The sequence below is a fragment of the Pandoraea sp. NPDC087047 genome, from assembly GCF_044745225.1.
Taxonomy (GTDB): domain Bacteria; phylum Pseudomonadota; class Gammaproteobacteria; order Burkholderiales; family Burkholderiaceae; genus Pandoraea.
The window spans coordinates 152125-171900 of sequence record NZ_JBIUZU010000003.1; the positions used below are offsets into that span (position 1 = coordinate 152125).

19 protein-coding genes and 1 tRNA gene are annotated in these 19776 nt (G+C 63.8%); 8 read left to right on the top strand and 12 right to left on the bottom strand.

The genetic code is table 11. The annotated features are described in order from the left end of the window. Positions 1-147: 147 nt before the first annotated feature. Positions 148-1104, bottom strand: a complete 957-nt coding sequence (gene ybiB, locus ACIPHM_RS06250) for a DNA-binding protein YbiB (RefSeq protein WP_400325648.1) — start codon at positions 1102-1104, stop codon at positions 148-150. Positions 1105-1275: 171 nt separating this feature from the next. Here ybiB and maiA point away from each other — a divergent pair, with 171 nt between their 5' ends. Beyond that, on the top strand, positions 1276-1923 hold the full coding sequence (maiA, locus tag ACIPHM_RS06255; protein WP_400325650.1) for a maleylacetoacetate isomerase: 648 nt from the start codon (positions 1276-1278) through the stop codon (positions 1921-1923). Between the two features lie 7 nt (positions 1924-1930). Further along, positions 1931-2557: a LysE/ArgO family amino acid transporter gene (locus tag ACIPHM_RS06260; RefSeq protein ID WP_400325653.1), complete on the top strand. Its 627-nt coding sequence runs from the start codon at positions 1931-1933 to the stop codon at positions 2555-2557. A 75-nt stretch (positions 2558-2632) separates the two neighbouring features. Here ACIPHM_RS06260 and ftsY read toward each other — a convergent pair whose 3' ends face one another. Then, positions 2633-3952, bottom strand: a complete 1320-nt coding sequence (gene ftsY / locus ACIPHM_RS06265; RefSeq protein WP_400326531.1) for a signal recognition particle-docking protein FtsY — start codon at positions 3950-3952, stop codon at positions 2633-2635. A 420-nt stretch (positions 3953-4372) separates the two neighbouring features. Between ftsY and ACIPHM_RS06270 the strand changes: the two genes are divergently transcribed. Continuing rightward, positions 4373-5791 carry a M16 family metallopeptidase gene (locus ACIPHM_RS06270; RefSeq protein WP_400325656.1) on the top strand — a complete coding sequence of 473 codons (1419 nt, stop codon included), beginning with the start codon at positions 4373-4375 and terminating at the stop codon, positions 5789-5791. Positions 5792-5803: 12 nt separating this feature from the next. Next, positions 5804-7243, top strand: a complete 1440-nt coding sequence (locus ACIPHM_RS06275; RefSeq protein ID WP_400325659.1) for a M16 family metallopeptidase — start codon at positions 5804-5806, stop codon at positions 7241-7243. A 291-nt stretch (positions 7244-7534) separates the two neighbouring features. Here ACIPHM_RS06275 and ACIPHM_RS06280 read toward each other — a convergent pair whose 3' ends face one another. Together ACIPHM_RS06280 and nodI are read right to left on the bottom strand one after the other, a co-directional pair. Next, positions 7535-8410 (bottom strand): ABC transporter permease, encoded by an 876-nt coding sequence (locus ACIPHM_RS06280; RefSeq protein WP_400325661.1) that lies wholly within the window; start codon positions 8408-8410, stop codon positions 7535-7537. Then, positions 8403-9320 carry a nodulation factor ABC transporter ATP-binding protein NodI gene (nodI, locus tag ACIPHM_RS06285; protein ID WP_400325664.1) on the bottom strand — a complete coding sequence of 306 codons (918 nt, stop codon included), beginning with the start codon at positions 9318-9320 and terminating at the stop codon, positions 8403-8405. Before nodI ends, ACIPHM_RS06280 begins: the two co-directional genes overlap by 8 nt. Positions 9321-9592: 272 nt before the next feature. Here nodI and rsmD point away from each other — a divergent pair, with 272 nt between their 5' ends. Then, positions 9593-10186: a 16S rRNA (guanine(966)-N(2))-methyltransferase RsmD gene (rsmD, locus tag ACIPHM_RS06290; protein WP_400325667.1), complete on the top strand. Its 594-nt coding sequence runs from the start codon at positions 9593-9595 to the stop codon at positions 10184-10186. Between the two features lie 55 nt (positions 10187-10241). Next, positions 10242-10736: a pantetheine-phosphate adenylyltransferase gene (gene coaD, locus ACIPHM_RS06295; protein WP_400325670.1), complete on the top strand. Its 495-nt coding sequence runs from the start codon at positions 10242-10244 to the stop codon at positions 10734-10736. Between the two features lie 102 nt (positions 10737-10838). Here coaD and ACIPHM_RS06300 read toward each other — a convergent pair whose 3' ends face one another. Next, the gene (locus ACIPHM_RS06300) at positions 10839-11606 is read right to left on the bottom strand and encodes a transporter substrate-binding domain-containing protein (protein ID WP_400326534.1); all 768 of its coding nucleotides are present in this window, start codon (positions 11604-11606) and stop codon (positions 10839-10841) included. A gap of 433 nt (positions 11607-12039) precedes the next feature. Between ACIPHM_RS06300 and ACIPHM_RS06305 the strand changes: the two genes are divergently transcribed. Beyond that, positions 12040-12297, top strand: a complete 258-nt coding sequence (locus tag ACIPHM_RS06305) for a YfhL family 4Fe-4S dicluster ferredoxin (RefSeq protein ID WP_039395480.1) — start codon at positions 12040-12042, stop codon at positions 12295-12297. A gap of 107 nt (positions 12298-12404) precedes the next feature. On the opposite strand, the gene pth is transcribed toward ACIPHM_RS06305, so the two are convergent. From pth to ACIPHM_RS06340, 7 genes are all read right to left on the bottom strand, one after another. After that, entirely contained in the window at positions 12405-13001 is a 597-nt protein-coding gene (pth, locus tag ACIPHM_RS06310; RefSeq protein ID WP_400325673.1) for an aminoacyl-tRNA hydrolase, read from the bottom strand. A 124-nt stretch (positions 13002-13125) separates the two neighbouring features. Beyond that, entirely contained in the window at positions 13126-13746 is a 621-nt protein-coding gene (locus ACIPHM_RS06315; protein ID WP_400325676.1) for a 50S ribosomal protein L25/general stress protein Ctc, read from the bottom strand. A gap of 154 nt (positions 13747-13900) precedes the next feature. After that, positions 13901-14848: a ribose-phosphate pyrophosphokinase gene (locus ACIPHM_RS06320; RefSeq protein ID WP_039395490.1), complete on the bottom strand. Its 948-nt coding sequence runs from the start codon at positions 14846-14848 to the stop codon at positions 13901-13903. Between the two features lie 49 nt (positions 14849-14897). Further along, positions 14898-14974, bottom strand: a tRNA-Gln gene (locus tag ACIPHM_RS06325). Positions 14975-15028: 54 nt separating this feature from the next. Further along, positions 15029-15898, bottom strand: coding sequence for a 4-(cytidine 5'-diphospho)-2-C-methyl-D-erythritol kinase (gene ispE / locus ACIPHM_RS06330; protein WP_400325679.1), 870 nt, complete (start codon positions 15896-15898; stop codon positions 15029-15031). 300 nt (positions 15899-16198) lie between these two features. Continuing rightward, complete coding sequence (locus tag ACIPHM_RS06335; RefSeq protein ID WP_400325681.1) at positions 16199-16861, bottom strand: outer membrane lipoprotein LolB; 663 nt, start codon at positions 16859-16861, stop codon at positions 16199-16201. Positions 16862-16866: 5 nt separating this feature from the next. Next, positions 16867-18837 (bottom strand): tetratricopeptide repeat protein, encoded by a 1971-nt coding sequence (locus ACIPHM_RS06340; RefSeq protein ID WP_400325684.1) that lies wholly within the window; start codon positions 18835-18837, stop codon positions 16867-16869. Between the two features lie 79 nt (positions 18838-18916). Between ACIPHM_RS06340 and mutM the strand changes: the two genes are divergently transcribed. Further along, on the top strand, positions 18917-19747 hold the full coding sequence (mutM, locus tag ACIPHM_RS06345; protein ID WP_400325686.1) for a bifunctional DNA-formamidopyrimidine glycosylase/DNA-(apurinic or apyrimidinic site) lyase: 831 nt from the start codon (positions 18917-18919) through the stop codon (positions 19745-19747). The last annotated feature ends 29 nt before the right edge of the window (positions 19748-19776 follow it).

A 19776-nucleotide genomic window follows, 5' to 3' on the forward strand; every position in this document is an offset into this window, starting at 1 on the left:
TTGATGGGTTTCGGAATGGAATGTTCCGAAAAAACCATGTTTATTGCTTGAATTCGTGCTTTTCGACGAAATTCGGACGAGTTCGCCAGTGGTGCGGGCATATTGCGTCCTAATGATCGTCGACACCGGCCGGGGCAATCCGTCCGATCAGCCCCTCCCCCCCAGCGCCTGACGTATCACCTCGACCTGCCGGGCGATGGGGGCGGGCACTGCAACGTCTCCCGCGAGCACGGCTTCGATCCATCGGGCGGTAGCCGGGGCGTCGGCGGCGGGGAGCGTCGGGGGGACGCCCGTGGTGCCTTCTTCCGCCGCTTGCCACAACGTGTAGCGGCCATCCGAAAAGCCATCGATGGCGGTCTGACGGCGGGCGTCCGCGACCGGTTCGCCTTCCGTGCCACGCGCCAGTAACACGCCCGGTGCCGCGCTATTGGCGTCGTCGGCAAACATCTCACTCAATGTCTCCCGATATTCCGGATGCGTGTAGTTCACAAGCCGCAGCGCCGGGCCGGCAAACGGCTGCAAGAGCTTCACGACGGTATGGCCCGAGTTGCGCACCCCCAATGCCGCGCGCATCTCGAGCAGTCGCTCCAACGCGGGCGAAAGCGCCGCGATGGGCAAGTAGGCGACACGACGGCTGTTCAATGCCGTTTCCGCCTCAGCCGCCGAGCGGCAGGCGTTGTGCCCGAGCGCCGCGAAGATGGCGTGCGTGCCGACGCGGTTCGCCCCGCTGTGATGCTGGCCGTGCACCAGCACCGGAATGCCCTCGCGGGCAAGCAGCAGCGCCAGCAGCGGCGTGAGGTTCGGTTGCTTGCGCGCGCCGTTGTAGCTCGGCAGCAGGACGGGCGGCGGGGCGCCGGCGGGGGCGACGAGCGGGGGAAAGGTGGCATGCGCGGCGTCGAGCATCGCGCGCAGTTCAACGGGCGTCTCGCCCTTGATGCGGTAGGCGATCAGCACGCCGCCCAACTCCGCCGGGGTGACACGGTCGGCAAGGATGGCGTCGAAAAGCGTACGGGTTTCGTCGGCGCTCAGCGCGCGTGCGCCTTTCGCTCCCCGGGCGATGATTTTGAGCAGCGGCGCGCAGGCAAATGGGGCGGCAGAGGTCATGACGCTTCGAATTCGGGTTCGGGAGGTTCGTGGGCAAGTCTCCATCCATCATACGCAATCAGGTGTCATCGGGGCCAGCGCTTGCAGTACCATCTCGGGTTCGGACGCGACGCCCGACGGCGCTACCGCCCGTCTGCCGTGTCATCAAAATTCATGCTTTCGAGGTCTGCCATGTCCACGCTGTACAGCTATTTCCGCAGTTCCGCCGCGTACCGGGTGCGCATCGCCATGAACCTGAAGGGACTCGCCTACGACATCGCACCGGTGCATCTGGTGCGTGACGGCGGCGAGCAGCTCAAGCCGGCCTACCTCGCGCTCAACGTCAATGCGCTGGTGCCGACGTTCGTCGACGGCGACGTGAACATCCACCAATCGCTGGCCATCATCGAATATCTGGAGGACGTGCATCCGGCCCCCGCGCTCCTGCCGGCCGACCCGGTGGCGCGTGCGCAGGTGCGTGCCCTGGCGCTGGACATTGCCGCCGACATCCATCCGATCGACAACCTGCGGGTGCTGCGCTTTCTCAAGCGGGATCTGGGTGTGACGGAAGCGCAGAAGAACGCCTGGTACGTTCACTGGATCGTGGAAGGTTTCAAGGCGCTCGAAGCGCGTTTGGCCGCGCAGACCTCGCCGGGCAAGTTCGTCTACGGTGATACGCCCACGCTCGCGGACTGCTGCCTCGTGCCGCAGGTCTACAACGCGAACCGTTTCAATGTGGATATGACGATGTTCCCGCGCATTGCCGCCATCAACGCCCATTGCCAGACGCTCGAAGCGTTTCAGCGCGCCGCACCCGAAGCGCAACCCGACGCCGAGTAATTTCCCGATGTTCGATCCGGCTTTCTGGCGGGGCATGGCGCTTGGCGCCAGCCTCATCATGGCGATTGGCGCGCAGAATGCTTTCGTGCTGCGTCAGGGAATTCTGCGACGTCACGTGGGCGTGGTCGTCACCGTCTGCGCGATCTGCGACATGTTGCTGATCGCCGCGGGCGTGGCGGGCATGGGCGGCCTGATCGCGGCGTACCCGCGCTTCATCACCGTCGTGACGTGGGGCGGCGCCGCGTTCCTGTTCCTTTACGGTCTGCGTGCCTGGCGTGCGGCGTTTCGCGGCGCGGGGGCGTTGCAGGCCGACGGCAGTCGCGCGGCCACGCAAGCGATGAGCTGGCAACGCGCGGTGGTGCTCGTGCTGATGCTCTCGCTGCTCAACCCGCATGTCTATCTCGATACGGTGATCCTGCTCGGCGGCATCGGGGCGCGTGAGGCGTCGCCCGATAACGTGTGGTTTGCTGGCGGGGCGATGATCGCCTCGGTTCTGTGGTTCACGGCGCTTGGCTACGGTGCGCGTTTGCTGGCGCCGCTGTTCTCGCGCGCTCGCGCCTGGCAGATTCTCGACGGCGTGGTCGGCCTGATGATGTGGGGGCTTTGCGCAGGACTCGTCGGGCAGCAGATGTAACGATTCGGCAGGGGATGAAAAAACGAACGGCCCGACACAACTGTACGGGCCGTTCGCTTTATGGCAGGCGTTGGCTTACCCCAGCAGGGCGTCGGCGAATTCGCGGGCCGAGAACGGTTGCAGGTCTTCGACCTTTTCGCCCACGCCGATGAAGTACACCGGCACCGGACGCTGACGCGCAATCGCGGCCAGAATACCGCCCTTGGCCGTGCCGTCGAGCTTGGTCACGATGAGGCCGGTGAGCTGGAGCGCATCGTCGAATGCCTTGACCTGCGCGAGTGCGTTCTGACCGGTGTTGGCGTCGATCACCAGCAGCACCTCGTGCGGTGCGCCGTCGTCGGCCTTGCTCAGCACGCGCTTGATCTTCTTCAACTCTTCCATCAGATGCAATTGCGTCGGCAGACGGCCGGCCGTATCCGCCATCACGATGTCGATCTTGCGGGCACGCGCGGCGCTCACTGCATCGAACACGACCGCGGCCGGATCGCCGCTTTCCTGTGCGACGACGGCGACGTTGTTACGTTCGCCCCAGATGGCCAGTTGCTCGCGGGCTGCCGCGCGGAAGGTGTCGCCCGCAGCGAGCAGGACGGACTGGCCGTAGTGCTGGAAGTGCTTGGCGAGCTTGCCGATGCTGGTGGTTTTCCCGGCGCCGTTCACGCCCGCGATCATCACCACCATTGGGGCTATGCGGCCGAGCACGAGACTTTGCTCGAGCGGTTGGAGCAGTTCGACCAGCAGATCGTGCAGGGCGCGCTTGACCTGCTCGCCTTCGGTCAGGCGCTCGGCCTTGACCTTCTTGCGCAGGGCGTCGAGCAGGAACGTGGTGGCTTCCACGCCGGCGTCGCTCATCAGCAGCGCGCCTTCGAGTTCTTCGAACAGATTTTCGTCGACCTTCACGCCGACGAAGATGCCCGTGAGGCCCGCACTCGTCTTCGACAGCCCGGCCTTCAGGCGGGTGAGCCACGAGCGCTTGGCTGCCGGGGCCGGCTCGGGGGCTGCGACGATCTCGCCGATGGCCTCGCCGTGTGAGTCCTTGACGACGACGGGGGCGGCTGGCGCGGGGACGAGGGCGACCGGGGCGGCAGGCGCAGTGGGTGCGGTGGGCGTGACGGACGTGACGGGGGCAGCGTTCGCCGCCGTTGTGACCGGTGCGGGCGGTGCGACTGGCGTAATCGGGGCAGCCGGTGCAATCGCCTCGATGGCGGCCGACGTGATCTGCGGGGCAGGCGTCGGCGTGGATTCAACCGGCGTGCCGAGCGTTGGGACATCGCCCCGAGCCGGCTCGGACTGCGCCGTATTTTCAGCGGGGCTGACCGGGGCTTGCGGGGCCTCTACCGGTACCGCGACGGGCTCGGCGACCGGTGCTTGCGGTACGGGTTGCGCCGACGGTGCCACCGGTGCTGCGACGGGGGATGCTGGTGTCGGCGCCACGGGTTGAGCCACAGCGGTATCGATCTTCGCAGCACCGGTATCGCGCGTCGGGGACGAAGGTGCGGGCGTCTGCGGCGCTTGAACCGGCGCTGCGGACGCGGGCGACGCGGGAGACTTGGGCGACTCGTGCGATTCGGTGGGCTGCGTCGGCTCGGTGCTCGTCTCGGCGGCCTTGTTACCGCCCGACTTGAAGCGCTTGAAGAAACTGAACATGGGGTGAAGAACTCAACGTGGGGGCGCGCTATCGGCGTGCGGCTGTGATTTGTCCTGCGATTCGCGCCGCACAAAACACCCTACAATGGGCGGGTCGTTGTTTCCGACGCGGGAAATGCGACGTATTTTATCAGACACGAATCGACGTCCAGAACGGGCGAAAGGGGATTCATGACGGGAACCATGCGCTGGCGACACGCCTTGGCCGGTCTGGCATTGGCGGGTGCGATGAGCCTGAGCCACGCCGCCGATACCACCGGCAGCAAAACGACGGACAACACTTCGGAATTCACGCTATCGAACGGCCTGCGGCTGATCGTGCGCGAAGACCATCGGGCGCCGACGGTGGCCCACGTGGTCTGGTACCGCGCCGGGTCGCTCGACGAGTTTAACGGCACCACGGGCGTTGCCCACGCACTTGAGCACATGATGTTCAAGGGCACGAGTACCGTCGGGCCAGGTCAGTTCTCGCGTCAGGTCGCGGCACTGGGCGGGCGCGAGAATGCGTTCACCAGCAAGGACTACACGGGCTACTTCGAGCAGACGGAGAAGTCGCGCCTGCCGGAAATGATGCGTCTCGAAGCCGACCGTATGGCCCATCTGACGCTCTCGGCCGATGAATTCGCCAAAGAGATTCAGGTGGTCATGGAGGAGCGCCGGCTTCGCACGGACGACCAGCCGCGCGCACTCCTCTATGAGCAGTTGATGGCCTCCGCACTCGTTGCCAATCCGTATCGCCGCCCGATCGTCGGCTGGATGGACGATCTTCAGCACATGACCGTGCAGGACACCCGCGACTGGTACGAGCGCTGGTACGCGCCGAACAACGCCGTGGTCGTCGTGAGCGGGGACGTGGAGCCGGCGCAGGTCAAGGCAATGGCGGAGAAGTACTACGGTCCGCTCAAGCAGCGGGCGTTGCCGGAGCGTCGCCCGCAGAGCGAGCCGGCCCAATTGGGCGTGCGCCGCGTGTTCGTCAAGGCCCCTGCCGAGAATCCGACGGTGATGCTCGCGTGGCGTGCGCCGCGCTTGACCGACGTCGAGACGGACGACGATGTCTACGCGCTGCAAGTGCTCTCCGCCGTGCTCGACGGTTATGGCAATGCGCGCCTCACCAGCCGTCTGGTGCGCGAGCAGCGCATTGCGAACGAGGTCGGCGCGAGTTACGACGGCGTTGGCCGTGGCCCGCAGTTCTTCATCATGGACGGCACCCCCGCACAGGGTAAGACGACCGATCAGATCGAGAAGGCGTTGCGCGCGCAGGTGGCCGACATTGCGGCGCACGGCGTGACGCAAGCCGAGCTCAAGCGTGTGAAGGCGCAGGTCATTGCGTCGCAAATCTACAAGCGCGATTCGGTGTTCGGGCAGGCGATGGAAATCGGTCTGAACGAGATGTCCGGCATCTCGTGGCGTCAGATCGATCGCATTCTCGAGAAGGTGAAGGCGGTAACGCCCGCACAGGTGCAGGCGGTGGCCGGAAAATACTTTGGCGACGAGTCTCTGACGGTGGCGACGCTGCTGCCGCAACCGGTTGACGAAGCGACACGCAAGCGCCGCGCCCAAGGGGCGGAAGACCTGAAGAACATGCGCTGAGAGGGCCACACGATGATGAAAATTTCCGCACTGTTGCGTGCGTTGCCCGTGCCCGCGCGAACGGGACTGTTGACCTGCGTTGCCGCTGGCGCAATTGCGGCTGTTGCGCCGCTCACCGCCCGCGCGGCGTTGCCGATTCAGAGCTGGATCGCGCCGTCGGGTGCCAAGGTGATGCTGGTCGAGAGCCGCTCGATCCCCATGATCGATGTGAACATCGATTTCGATGCGGGTAGCCGTTACGATCCGCCCGGCAAGTCGGGGCTGGCGTTGATTACCGCTGGTTTGCTCGATTCGGGGGCTGCAGCGGTGGGTGGGCGTCCTGCACTGAGTGAGGCGCAGATTGCCGACCGTTTCGCCGACGTGGGCGCCATGGAGGGGACCAGCGCCGGACGCGACGCGGCGACCGTCACCATGCGCACGCTGTCCTCCGCGGCTGAGCGTGACGCGGCCGTGAATACGATGGCGCAGTTCCTGCAACATCCCACGTTCCCCGATGCGGTGCTCAAGCGCGAGGCGGCGCGTTTGTCGGCAGCGATTGCCGAATCCGACACGAAGCCCGATGCGATCGCCGAGAAGGCGTTCCGCAGCGCGATCTACGGCAGCCATCCGTACGGCGTGAGTCCGACGGTCGCCAGCGTGAACGCGGTGAAGCGTGACGATCTGCTGCGCTTCTATCGCGACATGTACAGCCCGAAGCGGGCGGTCGTCTCCATCGTCGGTGACATCGACCGCGCTCAGGCGGAGAAGCTGGTGGCCATGCTCACGGATGCGATGCCGGCCGGTATCGACCCTCCGGCGATGCCGGCGGTGGCGGGGCTGCGCAGTGCCGTGCAGATCGATCTGCCACACCCGGCCGAGCAGGCGCACATCGCGACGGGGCAAGCGTCGCTGGCGCGTAGTGATCCCGACTACTTCCCGTTACTGGTGGGGAACTACGTGCTGGGGGGCGGCGGTTTCGTGTCACGTCTCACGGCGGAGGTGCGCGAGAAGCGTGGCCTGACGTACGGCGTGTCGAGCAGCTTCATGCCGCAACTGCAGGAGGGGCCCTTCGAGATCAACTTGCAGACGCGTCGCGAGCAGGCGCCCGAAGCGCTCAAGGTCGTGCGTGAGACATTGGCGAAGTTCGTGCAGGAAGGGCCGACCGACGCGGAGATGCAGGCCGCGAAGGACAACCTGACCAACGGCTTCCCGCTGCGTCTGGACAGCAATCGCAAACTGCTGGCGAACGTAGCGGCCATCGGCTTCTACAACCTGCCGCTGGACTATCTCGACACATGGACGGCCAAGGTCGAGGCGGTGACGGCTGCGCAGGTGAAGGGGGCGTTTGCGCGTCACGTGCAGCCGGACCGGCTTGCTACCGTTGTCGTGGGTCCGAGCGATGTCTTCGGGGCGGCGAGCGCCGGCGCTGCGGCACCCAGTGGGACGCCCACGGCGGGCAAGAAGTCGAAGTAATCAGGGGCGCTACCGCTTTAGCGGCGGTAGCGACGTCGGTGGCGTTAGTGGTGTTAATGGTGTTAATGGCGTTAATGGCGTTAATGCCGTTAATGCCGTTAATGCCGTTAATGGCGGGAGCGGCGGAAGCGACGTCCGCGTCGTTAGCCTCGTTAGCCTCGTTAGCGGCGTTTGCACGATAACGCGCGATAGCCCCCGAGATGAACAAAAAACGGCACCGGGAATTCCCGGTGCCGTTTTTTCTTTGGCGTCGAAGATACGTCGGCGTTTGCCCGATAACATCACCACTTCCTATCGGAGAATCCGCCGGCGCAGCAGCACTAGTGCGACGGAAAAGCCGACGAGGGCGTAAAGCGCAAGCGCACCGGCGTGCAGCCAGGGCATGTCGATGGCGCGTCCGAGCATGGCGGGGCGAATCAGGGCCACGGCGTGGGCGAGCGGCAACCATTCCGTCACATGACGCGCCGCTGCCGGGAGTTGCGACAGCGGGAAGAACACGCCCGAGAGCAGCAGCATGGGTGTCATCACGAGGGTCTGATAGAACATGAAGAAGTCGTAGCTCGGCGCGAGCGCTGTCATCACCATGGCCAGACTGGCAAATGCCAACCCGGCGAGCAGGATGGCAGGCAGCACGACCGCCAGACTGTCGATATGTGCGTAGCCGAGCACGCTCGCCACCAGCAGGATCGCGATTCCCGAGAGCACCGCCTTGCTGGCGGCCCAAACGACTTCGCCGAGCACGACGTCGCCCAGCGTCAACGGTGTGTGCATGAGCGCTTCCCACGTGCGCTGGACATGCATGCGTGAGAAGCCCGAATACATCGACTCGAAGCTCGCGGAGAACATCACGCTCGAGCCGACCGTGCCTGCTGCGAGAAAAGCGATGTACGACGTGCCGTCGACGTCGCCGACCATCATCCCGAGGCCGAATCCCAATCCGAAGAGATAAATCATCGGGTCCGCGAGATTGCCGAACATCGAGGCGATGGCGAGCTTGCGCCAGACAAGGAAGTTACGCCGCCAGACACCGATCCACGATGTGACGCCAGGCAGATAGCGCGGCGCATCGGGACGGTGCCCCGGCGCATGGGGCCGCGGCGGCGCTTGTGTTGTTGAGACAGTCGCGCCATCTGCACGCGCGCGGTGGTCTTGATCATGCTCAGTCATCGCGCATCTCCCGTCCCGTGAGTTTGAGGAAGACGTCCTCCAGATTGGCGCGCCGATGCAGATATCGCACGCCGGGCTGGTCCTGAAGTGCGCTCACGACGGGGGCCGCGTCGCGTACGTAGCAGAAGTGCGTCTCGCCGCTGGTTTCGATGCGATCGGCCAGCGGGGCGAGTCGCGCGAGCAGGGGCTGCGGCACGTCGCCAAACACTTCCACGACATCGCAACCGATTTCACGCGCGATCAATTCGGGTGGCGTGCCCTCGGCGATCTTGCGTCCGGCATCAATGACACACAGCCGGTGGCATAAGCGTTCGGCCTCCTCCATGAAGTGCGTCGTGAGCAAGATCGTCTTGCCCTCGTTCATCAGCGATTTGAGCCGTTCCCAGATCAGGTGCCGCGCCTGCGGGTCGAGGCCGGTGGTGGGCTCGTCAAGTACCAGAATATCGGGGTTGTTGACGAGGGCGCGGGCGAGGGTGAGGCGGCGCTTCATACCGCCGGAGAGTTGACTCACGCGCGCGTCGGCCTTCGACTCCAGGCGCGCGAAGGCGAGTAGCGCGGGCACGCGCTCGCGGATATCGGCGCAGGAGAGTCCGAAATAGCGGCCGAAGACGGACAGGTTCTCGTGCACGGTGAAGTCGGGGTCCAGATTGTCGAACTGGGGCACGACACCGACGCGTCGGCGGGCCTCCGGGGCAAGGCGCGGGACGGACATGCCGCCGAGGCGGATCTCGCCCGCGTCCGGTGTGACCAGCCCCAGCAGCATGCGCAGCGTTGTGGTCTTGCCCGCCCCGTTGGGGCCCAGCAGGCCGAAACACTCACCTGGCGCGACGCGTAGCGACAGGTGATCGACCACTGGGCGGCCGTCATAGGCCTTGCATAGCTCGGTTATCTCGATAGCGGCGTTGGTCATGGCAAGTCTGGCGGTCTCCTGTCGGGCGGCCGGGGGGTGTCGGCGGCAGGGGGGGCAATCGGACTCTCACCGGCCGGGAAAGGTGCATTGCGGCAGGCTCGCAAGCCCTGATGCGGCATGGGGCGCGGACGATGTGGTATGTTTCGCCTCAACAATGTAGCGTGAATTGCCATGATTTTGGATTCTCAGCGCGTGCAACGTCACGCGCGCCCCCATTTTTGCACCGTCTGCGGTGTGCTCGGCAAAGCGGCGTCAGTGTCGCGGAGGACGGTATGAAGTCCGGTGCTGGGAACGTGGCACGTGGCGCGCCGCAACAGGTGCGGATCATCGGCGGTCAGTGGAAACGCACGCCGCTGCCGGTGCCGCCGGGCGACGGTCTGCGGCCCACGCCCGATCGCGTGCGCGAGACGCTATTCAACTGGCTCGGACAGGATCTGAGCGGCAAGCAGTGTCTCGACGCCTTTGCGGGCAGCGGTGCCCTGGGCTTCGAGGCCGCCTCGCGCGGTGCACAACGCGTGCTGATGGTCGAGCAGGCGGCGCCCGCCGTTCGACAGTTGCGCGCCAATCAGGCCAAACTCGGCGCAGACCAGATCGAGATCGTGCAGGCCGACGCAAGACGCCTGATAACCACACTCTCGCCCGGGGTTTTCGACGTGGTGTTTCTCGATCCACCGTTCGCGAGTGGCTGGCTGGGCGATCTGCTGGCGCCGGTCGCTCGTCTGCTTGCGCCGAATGGCGTGATCTACGCCGAATCCGACATCGCGCTGGAAGACGACGCGCTTGCCGCGCTCGACCTCGCGTGCCTGCGCCGGGCGAAAGCCGGAGCGGTGCATTATCATTTGCTTGAATCGATTCCGAAAACCTAGAGACCACAATGAATAAGTACGTAGCACCGGTCCCCAGCCGCGAGGAGACGTTGGCATGGTAGTGGCGATTTATCCGGGGACGTTCGACCCGCTGACCCGAGGTCACGAGGATCTGGTCCGCCGTGCGGCGGGCATTTTCGACAAGCTCGTGGTCGGGGTGGCCGATAGCCGAAACAAGAAACCGTTCTTCACGTTGGAAGAGCGCATCGACATCGCGCGTGAAGTGCTCGGACACTATCCGAACGTAAGCGTCGAAGGGTTTTCCGGCCTGCTCAAGGACTTCGTGCGCAAACATCAGGCACGTGTGATCGTGCGCGGTCTGCGCGCCGTGTCCGACTTCGAATACGAGTTCCAGATGGCGGGGATGAACCGCTACCTGTTGCCCGACGTCGAGACGATGTTCATGACACCGTCCGACCAATACCAATTCATCTCCGGCACGATCGTGCGCGAAATCGCCCAACTGGGTGGCGACGTCAGCAAGTTCGTGTTCCCGTCCGTCGAAAAGTGGCTGGTCACGAAAGTCGGCGATATATCGACCAAGGGCTGAGTTTCGCGCGCTTGCAAGATTCGCGATTCGTCGCGGCAAAGAAAAACCCCGCTGCGTCCTCCGACGCCTCGGGGTTTTTTATCGCTTGGTCGATCCGCCGTATCAGAAGCCTTTCGGCAGCGGGGCCTGCATCCATTTGACGGACATGGCGTTCAGACGGCCGTCGGCCTTTGCCTTGTCGATGATGGCGTTCAGCTTCGCGACCAGCGCCGTTTCTCCCTTGCCGACACCGATGTAGCAGGGCGTTTCCTCGACGGGGAATTTCAGATCGAACGCACGCTGCTTGCTCTTCTCGCGAACCGCATTCGCGACGATATTGCCCAGCGTGACGAGTTGCACCTGACCCGCCAGATAAGACGCCGCGGTCGCGTTGTTGTCTTCGTAGCGCTTGATGTTGGCGCTCTGCGGTGCGACGGCAGTCAGCGCGAGGTCTTCGGTCGAACCCCGCGTGACCGCGATGGTCTTGTTCGCGAGATCCGCGGGGCCCTTTATCACGATGTCCTGCGGGCCGTAGACGCTCTTGGGAAACGGCGCGTAGGCCTGCGTAAAGTCGATGGCCTTCTCGCGCTCCGCATTCTTGCCCAGAGACGAAATCACGACGTCGACCTTACCGGTCGTCAGATAGGCGATACGGTTCGTGCTGATGACCGGCACGAGTTCGACTTTGGCGCCGATTTCCTTGCCGATGAGCTCGGCCATGTCGATGTCGTAGCCATGGACCTTGAGGTCCGTGCCGATCGAGCCGAACGGCGGGAAATCCTGCGGGATCGCAATACGGATGACGCCGGTCTTCGCGACCGTTTGCAGTGCATCGGCGTGGGCGAGACCCGCGAGGCTTCCCAGCGACGCGACGACAACCGCTTGCAGCATCCGGCGACGACCGGTTTGATGAAAGAACGCAGGCATTGATCCAACTCCTAGGCTAAGGCGACGACGGAAGGGGCTTGCGTTCGCGAAATCGAGCGCAGGCAAACGAGGTCGTACTGGTACGACCAGTTGTGCTCAGTACAAAAGCACTAACCGTGCCAGTTCGCTCGAACCAAGGGGGGCGCCTGTTGAGAGGGGGAAGGTGGGGACGCGGCCTGTACTTTGCACGCGCTGCAGCGCGTTGTGCACCAAAGCGAGCCGGTCTGAGGGCGGAACCGGTGCATGGACGAGGGCGTGCGCCCGTTGCCGTCGCGGCGGGGTCAGTGGATGTCCGCCAACTTTCGTATAATCTGTAAAACGTTCAAGGAACCGCAACGGCTGCCATTCGCCAGGGTTCACGCAAGTTTATGAATGGCCAGAGGAAAGTGAGTCGAAAGTGGCACTGATGATTACCGACGAATGCATCAATTGCGACGTGTGCGAGCCAGAGTGCCCGAACGACGCAATTTCGATGGGGGTCGAGATCTACGAGATCGACCCGAACAAATGCACCGAGTGTGTCGGACACTTCGATGAGCCGCAGTGCGTGCAGGTGTGTCCGGTGGAATGTATCCCCATCAACCCGGAGCACGTAGAGACGCCCACACAATTGCTCGAGAAGTACACCCACCTGCAAGCGGCCAAATCGGCCTGAGCGATCGCAGGATGGCTTGAGCGGCGTTCAGCCGCTCATCCTGCATCTTCGCTGCTTATTCCTGCTTATTGTTCCTGCTTGGTTCTGCGCAGTCCCTGGCAGCCCGCCTATTTCCCCGGCGCGGCGTGCAAACGCATCATCGCCTTTTCCATCTCACCTTTGACTACCAGATCGACGACGTCGAGCGAGCGCGACATCGCGTCGTCGATTTGCGCCTGCTCTTCCTTGCGCGGCGGCTTGAGCACGAAGTCCACGACCTGCTGCTGGCCGCCTGCCGGTTGCAGTGTGCGCGGATGTCCGATGCCCAGACGCAGGCGCCAGAATTCGGGTGTCGTCAGATGTGCGGCAATGTCCTTCAGACCATTGTGCCCGCCGCTGCCACCGCCGCGTTTGAGCTTGACCGTACCGGGGAGCAGATCGAGTTCGTCGTGCACGACAAGAATTTCGTCCGGCAGGATCTTGTAGAAGCGCGCGAGCGCGACGACCGATTGCCCTGAGCGGTTCATGAAGGTTTGCGGCTCGAGCAACCACACTTCCTGTCCGGCGACGCGCGCACGTGCGGCGAAGCCATGGAAGTTCTTCTGGTTCGTGAGCGAGGCGCCGCATTGCTGCGCCAGCGCGTCGACGAACCAGAAGCCCGCGTTGTGACGCGTCGCTGTATATTCGGCGCCCGGATTGCCGAGCCCTACGATCAGCTTGATCATTTCGGTATCAGGAGGTTGGCACGCGCCATCGTGGCATGCGTACCGCCATAAAAAAACCCGCCGGGACATGATGTCGCGGCGGGTCTTGCGTCCAGCGTCGCCGCTGAAGGCTAGCGCACGAGGCTTAGGCAGCCGGCGTTTCGCCTTCAGCCGGAGCAGCAGCCGCTTCGTCAGCAGCAACACCCGCCGGTTGAACGGCTTGCGCCACCACCGGGTTTTCTTGCTCGATGTGCAGCGTCAGCGTCACGCCGGCGGGCAGCTTGACGTCCTTGGCGTGCACCGTCTTGCCGGCTTCCAGCGTCGACAGGTCGACTTCCAGGAATTCCGGCAGCTTGCCCGGCAGGCAGCTGACGTCCAGTTCGTTCAGGATGTGGCTGATCACGTTTGCAGCCAGCTTCACGGCCGGGGCGTTCTCAGCGCCCAGGAAGTGCAGGGGTACCTTCACGTGGATCGGCTTGTTCGCGTCGACACGTTGGAAATCCACGTGCAGAACCAGTTGCTTGAACGGGTGGTACTGCACATCGCGCAGCAGCACTTGTTCGGTCTTGCCAGCGACTTCCAGCTCGAGGATCGACGAGTGGAAGGCTTCCTTGCGGAGAGCGTGCCACAGTGCATTGTGATCGAGTTCGATCAGTTGCGGATCGACATTACCACCGTACACGATGCCTGCGGTCTTACCGGCATTGCGCAGGCGGCGGCTCGCACCCGTACCTTGCAGATTACGCTCAAAAGCGACGACTTTCATAACAACTCCTTGAACTGCCCGCGACCAGGCAGCGATTTCTTCCCGAATTCCCCGCAAAAAATGCGAGCTTCAGGAACAACAAAGGCGGGGATAGGCTCCCCGCCGACAGAACAACGGCGCCACACAGGCGCCGTCGCAAAATTTTACCGAACGCTTATTCCGCGAACAGCGACATTACCGAGTCGCCACGACGGATGCGCGAGAAGGTCTCGGCCAGCAGGTTCGCACAGCTCAACTGGCGAATCTTGCCGCCCTTCGAGTCGTCGCGCAGCGGAATCGTGTCGGTCACGACGACTTCGTCGAGCTCCGAGGCGTTGATACGCGCTGCGGCGCCGCCCGAGAGAACCGGGTGCGTACAGTAGGCATAAACCTTCTTCGCGCCACGTTCCTTCAACACCTGTGCGGCTTTGCACAGCGTACCGGCGGTGTCGACCATGTCGTCCATGATGACGCAGGTACGACCTTCGACTTCACCGATGATGTTCATCACTTCGGCGACGTTAGCCTTCGGACGACGCTTGTCGATGATGGCCAGATCGCAATGCAGTTGCTTGGCCAATGCACGGGCACGCACCACACCGCCGACGTCCGGCGAAACCACCAGCAGGTTTTCGTGGTTCTGTGCACGCACGTCTTGCAGCAGCAGCGGCGAAGCGTAGATGTTGTCGACCGGGATATCGAAGAAACCCTGAATCTGGTCGGCGTGCAGGTCCATCGTGATGATGCGCTCGACGCCCGCGATTTGCAGCATGTTGGCCACGACCTTCGCCGAGATCGCCACGCGCGCCGAACGGGGGCGACGATCCTGACGGGCATAGCCGAAATACGGGATGGCAGCGGTGATCCGGCCGGCAGAAGCGCGCTTGAGCGCGTCGACCATGATCATCAATTCCATCAGATTGTCGTTGGTCGGAGCGCACGTCGACTGAAGAACGAAGACGTCCTTGCCACGCACGTTTTCCTGAATTTCGACCTGAATCTCACCATCCGAGAACCGGCTGGCCATGGCTTTGCCAAGCGGGATACCGAGGGTGTCGACGACCGCTTGGGCCAGGGCGGGATTGGCGTTCCCGGTGAATACCATCAGGTTATCACTACTCATCTGGCTACCTGCGGGACGATTGGATGCTGAGACTGTACGACAGAGAAATTGGCAGGGGAGGAAGGACTCGAACCCTCGTATGCCGGAATCAAAATCCGGTGCCTTAACCAACTTGGCGACTCCCCTACACTAACCGATACCCTTGCTGTGTCGTAGGAAACACAACAAAGTAAAACCCTTTTACGCGAAGGCGAACATTGGATGTTCGGCCAGGCTAGTGGTCACTTGACCGATCCAGCGCTCTGGCAACCGCTTGCATGCCGCTTCCGCTTCAGCTTTTGTGTCGAATACTGCAAACACGCTGGCTCCGGATCCCGTCATGCGTGCCGTGGTGAAGGTTCTGAACCAGTCAATCACAGCAGCGACTTCCGCGTATTCTCGAGTGACAACCGCCTGCATGTCGTTACGGAAAATTTCATCCGTTTCGAACACGTTTTTGTTGGCGTGCTCAAGAAAGAACGCCATTGTGACGATCTTCGTATCCCTTGTCAACAGGGGATCCGTAAATATTTTGTTGGTGGCGACATGCACGCGCGGATTGACCACGAGAAAGTGCCATTGCGGCAGATTCACGGCCTGCAACGCCTCGCCCAGGCCCTCGGCAAACGCGTTGCGGCCAAAGACGAAAAACGGTACGTCCGCGCCGAGTTTCAGGGCGAGCGTCTGGAGGGTTTCGCGCGGCAGGTCCAATTGCCACATGCGGTTGAGCGCGAGCAGGGTCGTGGCCGCGTCGGAACTGCCGCCACCGATGCCGCCGCCCGCCGGCAGCCGCTTCTCGATGCCAATGTCCACGCCGAAACGCACACCGCAGTGTTCCTGCAGCAAGCGGGCTGCCCGTACCGTCAGATCCGTCTCCGGCGGCACACCCGGCAATGGGTTCGTGTGCACGATCTGACCGTCGTCGCGGCGCTCGAAGTGCAGCGTGTCGGCCCAGTCGATCAGTTGGAAGACGGTTTGCAGTTCGTGATAGCCATTGGGCCGGCGTCCCACAATGTGCAGGAACAGGTTCAGCTTGGCCGGGGCCGGGCAGTCACGCAGGATTTCGTACATGGCAATGCGAAACGATGGCTATCGGACGGCGGCGCGGCAACGCGGCCGCGTCGGTGTCCTGGGATGGGGGAGGATTCCCGGGCCCGATGGGATCGAGGAGAGATCGACAGGGGATCAACGCGCGTCTGAAGCGCACCCAAGTCGCGCTCAAGGCACCGTTGACGTGCCAAGCGCGCCTGACCGGGCGGCGCCAAGGATAGCACCGTTGATGCGCGGACGTCGCTGCACACACACGCTAGCGCCTGACGTCCAATCGAGATCGTGCCGGGCACGCCAGATCGAATGGCGAACGCCCGTGCGTTATTCGTCGATGACCAGCCGCACGGCCAGCGGGGAGCCGTCGAGCTCGCGCGACAGATCGACGCGCTTGACACGCAGCGGCGTGCCATCGAAATACGCCTGATAGTCGATCGTCCACCCGTCTTGCTTCAGATGCGTCGGACGTTGCGTTTGCGGATCGCGCTCGATGCTCGCCGGCGAACCCGGCGCCCCCTGCATGCGCAGCCAGTAGCGCAGGCCGCCGACAGGCAGTGCAAAGCCCAGCGCGTCGTGCATCACATCTTCGAGACGCGGCCCGGTCAGAGGCGCCTTGCCGGGCAGTTCGAGCGACGCGCTGCGCGGATTCTCGCGCACGATCGCCTGCGTCTGTCCAAGCGGATCGAGCAGTTGGACGGTCGCGTTTTCGCCGTTCTGCTGCCAGTCGAAATTCCCGTACGTGTTGCGAGCCTCGCCGTTTTGCTCGTAACGCACGGAGAAGCGGCCGCGATAGTGTTCGACGCTGGCACCCGCCGACGGCTCGACAGGCGCCGGCGGCGTCAGGCTGGCGCACCCGGTAGCGAGCACGACGGCCGAGCAGGCCAGTGCGAATGCAGCCGCCCGGCCGAACCGGGCCAACGAGACGGTTGTCCGGGCGCCAGCGCGACGAACGGCAACGAACGGCAATACCGCAGACTTCGACAGCATGTGCATTACGGTGCGACGTTGTAGCGTTTCATGGTCGAGCGCAGCGTGTCGTCATCGCCATCGAGCTTGAGGGCTTCGCGCCAGGTCTTGCGCGCTTCGTCCTGCTGGCCCGATTCCCACAGCACCTCACCCAGATGTGCGCCGATTTCCGCCTGCGCCTGAATGCCATAAGCACGACGCAGCAATTCGAGTGCCTGTGGCTTGTCGCCGAGGCGGTACTTCACCCAGCCCAGGCTATCCATGATGTACGGATCGTCAGGCGAGAGCGACGACGCCTTTTGCAACAGCTTGAGCGCCTCCGGCAAGCGCGTATTGCGCTCGGTCAGCGAGTAGCCCAGTGCGTTGTACGCCTGAGCATTCTCCGGCTGCGACGTCATGACCCGGCGCATCGCCTTTTCCATCACGTCGTAATGCTTATTGAGCTCGGCAACCATGCCGTACTGATAGAGCAGATCCGGATCGTCCGGATTGTTTTTGACCTCGACGGCGAGCAGCTTCTCGGCGTCGTCATAGCGTTTGGCCTTGACGAGCAGGTCCGACTCGGCGCGCTTGAGCGCGAGTTGCTCACGCGGGTCGCTCGACTTGATGCCATGCAGCAGCGCGCGGCCTTCGTCGACCTTGCCCTGATCGGCGAGCAACTGCGCACGACCAATCTGCGCAGGCAGATAGACGTTGCTGTCTTCGCGAATCTTCGAGAGCCACTTGTCCGCGGCGGGGTAGTCCTTGCGATCCTGCGCGATCTGCGCGAGGTAGATGTAGGCCTGCGCGCCGTCGGTGTTTTGCTGTTCGGCTTCCGCGGCGTACTTCTGCAAATACTGCTCGGCTTGCGCGGAATGGTTGGCATGCAGGTTCAGCAGCGCCAGTGCCATGAGCGTCGACAACTCGTGCGGATAACGCTTCTCAAGCGTCTCGAACTGTTTCTGCGCAACGTCGAGCTGATTGTCGGCGAGCAGCAGCTTGGCGTAGGCGAAGCGCGCTTCCTTGGCGTTCGGATTCCGATCGAGGAACGCTTTCAAACCGGCGATGGCACTGGTGCGCTCTTCGGGGCCCATTTGTCCGTAGAGCAGTGCGGCGGCCTCGTAATCGGGCTTGAGCTTGAGGGCGGTCTCGAGCGACGTGCGCGCTCCGGCGGTATCGCCTGCGTCGAGTTGCGAGCGGGCAATGGCCAGTTGCGCCTCGGGACGCTGCATGTCGTTCGCCAGCATGCGATTGAGCGAGTCGATGCCCGTGGCTCGTTCCGGGCTGCGGGCGATCATCTGCTGCAACTCGAGAATGGCCTGCCCGCGACGCGCTTCCGGCACCTTGTTCAGTTCTTCGACGAGCAGCGGCTCGGCTTCGGCCAGATGGCCGGTGCCCACTTCGAGGCTGGCGAGCAATTGCGAGGCCGGACGCCACGAGGGATCGAGCTGATGCCACAGCTTGGCGGCGATAAGCGCATCGCCGAGCTGACGCGCACCGAGCGCGATCTCGACGGAGCGACGCGCCATGCGCGGATCCTTCGTGCGATTGGCCAGGGCGATGTACGTGTTGAAGGCGGGGGCCAGACTGCCTTGTTGCAGGCTCAGTTCGGCGGCCAACACCTCGAAGACGATCTCGCTGGAGAGCGTGACATTCGGGAGTTTTTCTTTCGGGACGTCGGCATTGGGCGAAACGTCTTCGCTATCGGCGTCCGCATCTGCGCCGCTGGCGGCGCCCGGAGCACTCGCCTTGGCGGGCGAGGCAGTCGGCGCAGCCGCAGGGGCGCTGGCCGGCGCGGCGGGCGCCTTCGGTGCCGTCTGGGCGGCAGGCCCGCTTTGGGCGAATGCGCTCGAAGATGGCAGAAATGCCATGATCGCGCTGGCGCAGGTCACGCCGAGCGCCGTTGCACCGGCCCACGCCCCGCGGGCCAGGGCGCCGCGCAGGCGCAAAACCACGGGTGCCACGGTGACCGCAGTATTGTCGGCGGCGGGAATGGACAGGAATCGGGTGTTCGGCATAGGGATCCACGGCAGGTTTCGAGCGATTGTAGCGCGCCCGATACAATAGAGTCTAAATCCTCAGCAAACGTTCGCAGGCATGCCTGAACTCCCAGAAGTCGAAGTTACTCGCCGCGGTATTGCGCCGCACGTGGCGGGCACGCGTATTGCGCGTATCGACGTGCGCAACGCCTCCTTGCGATGGCCGGTCCCCGACGGACTCGACACGCTATTGCGAGGCGAAACGCTCATCGGCGTGACCCGTCGCGGCAAGTACCTGCTGCTCGAATACGCGCCCGGCTGGCTGCTCGTGCATCTGGGTATGACCGGGACGTTGCGCGTCATGCCGGAACCGCAGTCGCTGCCGGCCGCCGGCGTTCACGATCACATCGACCTCGTCTTCGAGCGATGCGCGCTTCGCTATCGCGACCCGCGCCGTTTCGGCGCCGTGCTGTTCCATCCGCGCTCGGTGGGCGACGTGCTCGCGCATCCGCTGCTCGCCAGCCTCGGCGTGGAACCGCTCACCGACGATTTCGACGGCGCATGGCTCTACGCCGGCACACGCGGACGGACTATCTCCATCAAGCAGGCATTGCTCGCGGGCACCATTGTCGTGGGCGTGGGCAATATCTACGCGTCGGAGAGTCTCTTTCGCGCTGGCATTCATCCGCGCATGCAGGCGGGCAAACTGTCGCGTCCACGGGCCGAGAAGCTCGCGCAGGCTGTCAAAACGGTGCTCGCGGCGGCGATCGAGAAGGGCGGCAGCACCTTGCGCGACTTCGTTGGGAGCGACGGCCAGAGCGGCTACTTCCAGCAGGAGTATTTCGTCTACGATCGTGCCGCACAGGCGTGTCGCGTGTGTGGCACGACGATCCGGCAGATCGTGCAGGGGCAACGATCCACGTTCTTCTGCCCGCATTGTCAGAAATAACGCGTGCGTTCACGGCAGGTCGAGCCGAC